The organism is Streptomyces sp. a15 (genome assembly GCF_059026085.1).
The window spans coordinates 1-5,188 of the sequence record NZ_JBWLKM010000132.1; the positions used below are offsets into that span (position 1 = coordinate 1).

Sequence of the window (5,188 nt, forward strand, 5' to 3'; positions counted from 1 at the left end):
GTCAGGTCATCGGCGAAGTGCCGGTCGCCAGTGGCGTCGGGCACGTACTTCACAGTGACAACGATCCTCAAGCTCACAACCCTCTCCTGTTTCCATGTCAGTGACCGCTGCGTCGAAGCCGCACGCGGTACGAGTAGTGCTCGGGCAGAAAGTGACTGATCGCCAGCTCCACGAGCTGTCCGGCGACCGACTGGTAGACGCGGTCGATGCGCAGCAGCGCCCGGCCCGGTTCGCAGCCCAGATGTTCCGCGAGTTCGGGTGTGGCGTCCGCGACGGTGATGCTCTGCTCGGCCTCGGCGATCGGCTCGGGAAGCCGTCCGTCGAGCAGCCCGATGACGGTGAAGGCGCTGGGGACACTGGGCTCCGCCAGCTCCGGAACCGGCTCGAGGAGCCGGCCGACGTCGGGCGGCAGGAAGACGGAGGTGTGACAGAACGCGGTGTCCTCGTGCAGCCGGAGGAAGGCGAGCTTGTACACCTGGTCGGTGTGCAGACCGAGGCGGCCCGCCGCGTCGACGTCGACCCGCCGGTGCAGGGGCGTGACGACGTCCATGCGGGTGTCGATGGACAGCCCCATCAGGTCGTCCACCGAGCCGAACTGGCGCAGGTACTGCTCGTCGCGGGGCGCGGCGAAGGTGCCGCGGCCCGGCACCCGGTGGACCAGCCCCTCGGCGACCAGGTCCTGGAACGCCCGCCGCACGGTCTGCCTGCTGACCCGGTGCAGTTGCGCCAGCTCGGCCTCCGTGGGCAGCCGTACGCCCTCGGGGTAGTCGTGCCGCAGGATCGCCGCCCGCAGCTCACGGGCGAGCCGCAGGTAGGTGCTTTCTCGCTGTGCGGGTTCAGCCATGCGGCCCACCCCGCTCCGCCGGCCGCGCCGCGACCGCCACGCTCCTCATCGCTCGGGTCTGCTCCACGGCAGTCACTCGTGTCTCCTCCATGGCGGTCCTCAGACCACCGCGTCGGCGCGCAGCGCCTCGATGTCGTCGAGGTCGCGGCCGAGTTCGGCGAGGATCGCCCCGGTGTGTTCGCCCACCGCCGGAACGGGGTCCATCCGCGCGGACATGCCCGCGAGGTCGGCCGGCGGGAGCAGTGCCCGCACCGTGGCACCGCCCGGCACGCCCACTTCGCGCCAGCGGTCGCGGGCGGCCAGGACCGGGTGGTCGAGGAACGCGGCGACGTCGTTGACCCCGGCGCAGGCGATGCCGATGTCCTCAAGGTCCTTGAGGATCTGTGCGGCGTCGGACCGGGTGCAGCGTTCGGCCACCACGGCGTTGAGTTCCTCGCGGTGGGCGACCCGGTCGGAGCCGGTGGCGAAGCGCGGGTCGTCGGCGAGTTCGGGCCGGCCGAGGAAGCCGGCGCACAGGGCGATCCACTCGCGTTCGTTCTGGATGGAGAACAGCACGTCCTTGCCGTCGGCGGCCGTGAAGGCGCCGTAGGGCGCGATGGTGGCGTGCTGGGTGCCCAGGCGCGCGGGCTGCGTGCCGCCGTACCGGGTGTAGTAGGCGGGCTGGCCCATCCACTCCGCCAGCGCTTCGAACAGGGAGACTTCCACCGGGTGTGCGGTGCCGGTGGTGGCGCGGGTGTACAGGGCGGTGAGGATGCCGCTGTAGGCGTACATCCCGGCGGCGATGTCGGCGACGGAGATCCCGACGCGGGCGGTCTCCTCGGCGGTTCCGGTCAGGGAGACCAGGCCGGTCTGGCACTGCACCAGCAGGTCGTACGACTTGCGGTCGGCCCACGGGCCGGAGGTGCCGTAGCCGGAGATCGTGCACGGGATCAGCCGGGGGAAGCGCTCGGCGAGGGCGGCCGCGCCGAGGCCGAGGCGGTCGGCGGCACCCGGTGCGAGGTTCTGGACGAACACGTCGGCGCCGTCGAGGAGTTGGTGCAGGATCTCCAGGCCCCGCGGGTCCTTGAGGTCCAGCGTGAGGGACTCCTTGGAGCGGTTGAGCCAGACGAAGTAGCTGGAGTGGCCGTGCACGGTCGTGTCGTACCGGCGGGCGAAGTCGCCGTCGCCCGGCCGCTCCACCTTGATGACCCGGGCGCCGAGGTCGGCGAGCTGCCGGGTGGCGTAGGGAGCGGCCACGGCCTGTTCCAGGCTGACCACGGTGATCCCGGCCAGGGGCCGCTGCGGGACGCTCATACGGCCCATTTGTACGGCCAAATTCGAGAGCCTGTCAACGGCGGCCACCCGCCTGCCACCTGTGCTCTTCGACACCCTCCCGACGTCTTGGCGAAACCCTCGGCGTCATGTCGGCGCTTTGTACGCACCAATGCGGCACTTGGAGGCACCGAAGACCGTTCAGGACGGCCGGTCCGGAGGGCACAGCACGGAGTTCCCGCGAGGCCCTGGCCCTGATGAACCAACGCCAGTGAAACCCGCCCGCACCTGGCCTCAGGCGGGCGTGCGGAGGGTCTCGACCGCTCGTACGAGTGGGGCGAGTTCGGGGTTGTGGGCGGCGGTGTCGAGGGCTTCGCGCAGGGCGGTCTCGTTGGTGGGGCGGGCCTCTTCCAGGAGTTGGAGGCCGGCCGGGGTGACGTCGGTGTAGATGCCGCGGCGGTCGGTGGGGCAGAGGTAGCGGGAGAGCAGGCCGCGGTCTTCGAGGCGGGTGACCAGGCGGGTGGTGGCGCTCTGGCTGAGGACGACGGCGTCGGCGACCTGTTTCATCTGGAGGTGGCCGCCTTCGCCGTCGTGCTGGCGGCTGAGGACGTCGAGCAGGGAGTACTCGCGCACGCTCAGGTCGTGTCCCGCCTGCAGGGCCCGCTCGATGTGGGCCTCGATCCTGCCGTGCAGCAGGGACAGGGCGCACCAGCCCTGCGCGAGGGCGGTGAGTGCGGGGTCTGTGGCGGTCATGGGGCCTGCTCCTCCGTCCCGAGGTACTGACCGTCCAGGATAGGGCATCCGTGAAAGTTCCCGCGAACGCGTTTATCGCGCGCATGCAAGTACTGTCATGTAATCCGTAGCTCTCCTGCACGCGCCCCGATAGGGTCCAGACCCCAACTGCCGCACCCAGCACGGAGAGCGATACCCATGACCGGCCGCCGAGCCACGACCACCCTCTGGCGCCCCACCGGACCCGAGGAGCTGGCCCTGGTCCGCGAGCTGGACTGGCGTGCCTGGCCGCCGCGGCTGCCCGAGCAGCCGATCTTCTACCCGGTCCTCAACGAGGACTACGCGGTCCGGATCGCCCGGGACTGGAACGTCAAGCACGATGGAGCCGGCTACGTCACCCGCTTCGAGGTCGACACGGAGTTCCTGGGCCGCTACCCCGTCCAGCAGGCCGGCGGCCGGACGATCCTCGAACTATGGGTGCCTGCCGAGGAGTTGGACGAGTTCAACGCCCACATCGTCGGCAGGATCCAGGTCGTCCACGAGTTCCGCTGACGGTCGGGACGGCACCGGCGTGACCGCTACGGACGGGACCGCTACGACCGTGCCAAGTGCCGCATGGTCAGGGCCAGATGGAGTCTCAGCCGACCCTGCGGGGTGCGCAGCGGCCAGCCGAGGAGGTGCTCGGCGTGGGTCAACCTGTCCTGGAGCGTGGAGTGGTGCACGTTGATCTCGGCGGCCGCCGCGCGCAGGCTCGTCGTCGCGGCCACGGCGTGCAGGGTGGCCAGCAGCCAGGGTGTGGTCGCGGCCGCCGCCTCCAACGTCCGGACATCGGGCGGGGGTTCGGCGCCCGGGGCGACGAGGTCGGCCAGCAGGGCGACGCCGCCGAGCTCGTCGGCGTGCACGACACGCGGTCCCGGGTCCTGTGCGGTGCCGTCCGCGGTGAACCGCAGGGCGGTACGGGCGGCGGCCCAGGAGCGCGGCAGGTCCAGCACCGGGACGGCGGGGCCGACGCCGAGCCGGCCGACGGGCAACTCTGCCTCCCCGGCGACGATCCGGGGCCGCCCGTCACGCGGGGCCAGTGCACGCGCCGACGCCGCGGGGTCCAGGCCCAGCCCGCGGGCCGCGTGCAGCCGGGCCGGTTCCGGGGCCGTGGCGTCCAGTACCGTCTCGACCAGCGCGGGATCGTCGACGGGCACCCGGCCCCGGGTGCGGTCGAGGACGATGCGGATGGCACCGGCGGCCCGCTCCAGGATCACCGCGTCGACCACACTGGGCGCCGCCTCCGCCCGCTCCAGCCACAGGGCGGCGGCCCCGCCCGGCGTCAGCGCCGCTGACGGCCACGCGGGGTCCGGTGGCAGGTTCTCCGTGTCCCGGCGGGTGCCGTCGGCCTCCACCCGGACGAAGACCCGCCGGTCCGTGTCGACCAGCCGCGCGGGCACCCCGGCCAGCACGGCGGCCCCACGCACCAGCGCCTCCAGACCGGCCCGGGACTCGGCCAGCCGGTCGAAGTAGGCGATGACCTGGACGGCGGCACCGGCGTCCGGGTCGAGCGCGGTGAGACGCCCGGCCAGCTCTTTCATGCGTCCATGGTGCGCTATGCGGCCACGTTCCGTGGAGCTGTGGGGAGGGAAGACTTCCGGCTTACGGCCGAGCAGCCGGACCGACACCTCGAGGCGGCCCCGCCCGGCAGACCGCCGGCACCCCGGAGGCCATGCCACCGCAGGCCGGACGGCATCCCAGAAACCCCTACATCCCGAGCTTCTGGGACGTGCCAAGCTGCGTAGGCGTTTTCGGGCGGCCGCGAATCAGTCGGTCAGAGATCTTCGCGGCGGTGGGGTTGGGCGGGGGTCGGCGGCGAGGGCAGCGGGAGGCGGCCATGGGTACGGCCGCGTGGCGTTCCGGGTGGCCGCGCATCGGTTGGGCGGAGGCCTTCGCGGCGGTGCGGGCGGCGGTGGGGTTGGGCGGGGTTGGCTGTGAGGGCAGCGTGGGGTCGGCCATTGGGAGTGGCCGCATACGTGTTCCGGGGCGCCGCGAATCGGTCGCAAGGAAGCCTCCGCAGCCGTGCGGCTGGCGGCCGGGGCGGCCGGGGGCGGGTCGCGAGGACAGCCCGGGGCGGGCGGGGATTGGTGGCAAGCGCAGCGGGGGGCTGGACGGTGTTCCACGGCGGCCGCGAATCGGTCGGTCGGACGTCTTCGCGGCGGTGCGGCCGACTGCCAGGACAGCCGGAGGCCGACCATGGGAACAGTCGCGTAGGCGTTCCGGATGGCCGCGAATCGGTTGCCCGGGACCCTCCGCGGCCGCGGGCGGCGGGGTCGGGCGGGCGTTGGTCGCGGGGGCAGCGGGAGGTCGGGCATGGGAACA

General features: G+C 72.5%; 5 protein-coding genes. 1 reads left to right on the forward strand and 4 read right to left on the reverse strand.

Going from position 1 to position 5,188, the window contains the following annotated elements; genetic code table 11:
* Positions 1 to 97: 97 nt before the first annotated feature.
* The 3 genes from AC5P09_RS48680 to AC5P09_RS48690 form a co-directional block, all read right to left on the reverse strand.
* Positions 98 to 844: a GntR family transcriptional regulator gene (locus AC5P09_RS48680; RefSeq protein ID WP_493880100.1), complete on the reverse strand. Its 747-nt coding sequence runs from the start codon at positions 842 to 844 to the stop codon at positions 98 to 100.
* A 99-nt stretch (positions 845 to 943) separates the two neighbouring features.
* Positions 944 to 2,137, reverse strand: coding sequence for a CaiB/BaiF CoA transferase family protein (locus AC5P09_RS48685; RefSeq protein ID WP_493880101.1), 1,194 nt, complete (start codon positions 2,135 to 2,137; stop codon positions 944 to 946).
* A gap of 252 nt (positions 2,138 to 2,389) precedes the next feature.
* Positions 2,390 to 2,848, reverse strand: a complete 459-nt coding sequence (locus tag AC5P09_RS48690) for a MarR family winged helix-turn-helix transcriptional regulator (RefSeq protein WP_307678864.1) — start codon at positions 2,846 to 2,848, stop codon at positions 2,390 to 2,392.
* Between the two features lie 177 nt (positions 2,849 to 3,025).
* On the opposite strand from AC5P09_RS48690, the gene AC5P09_RS48695 reads away from it, so the two are divergent.
* A complete protein-coding gene (locus AC5P09_RS48695) occupies positions 3,026 to 3,379 on the forward strand; it encodes a hypothetical protein (protein WP_266450998.1) in 354 nt (117 codons plus the stop codon).
* A 41-nt stretch (positions 3,380 to 3,420) separates the two neighbouring features.
* On the opposite strand, the gene AC5P09_RS48700 is transcribed toward AC5P09_RS48695, so the two are convergent.
* On the reverse strand, positions 3,421 to 4,407 hold the full coding sequence (locus tag AC5P09_RS48700; protein ID WP_493880102.1) for a helix-turn-helix domain-containing protein: 987 nt from the start codon (positions 4,405 to 4,407) through the stop codon (positions 3,421 to 3,423).
* Between the last annotated feature and the right edge of the window lie 781 nt (positions 4,408 to 5,188).

What these genes read in the sequence shown, in the direction of transcription:
- AC5P09_RS48680 (WP_493880100.1), bottom strand. Translation starts at nt 844, where the DNA reads ATGGCTGAACCCGCACAGCGAGAAAGCACCTACCTGCGGCTCGCCCGT.
- AC5P09_RS48685 (WP_493880101.1), bottom strand. Translation starts at nt 2,137, where the DNA reads ATGAGCGTCCCGCAGCGGCCCCTGGCCGGGATCACCGTGGTCAGCCTG.
- AC5P09_RS48690 (WP_307678864.1), bottom strand. Translation starts at nt 2,848, where the DNA reads ATGACCGCCACAGACCCCGCACTCACCGCCCTCGCGCAGGGCTGGTGC.
- AC5P09_RS48695 (WP_266450998.1), top strand. Translation starts at nt 3,026, where the DNA reads ATGACCGGCCGCCGAGCCACGACCACCCTCTGGCGCCCCACCGGACCC.
- AC5P09_RS48700 (WP_493880102.1), bottom strand. Translation starts at nt 4,407, where the DNA reads ATGAAAGAGCTGGCCGGGCGTCTCACCGCGCTCGACCCGGACGCCGGT.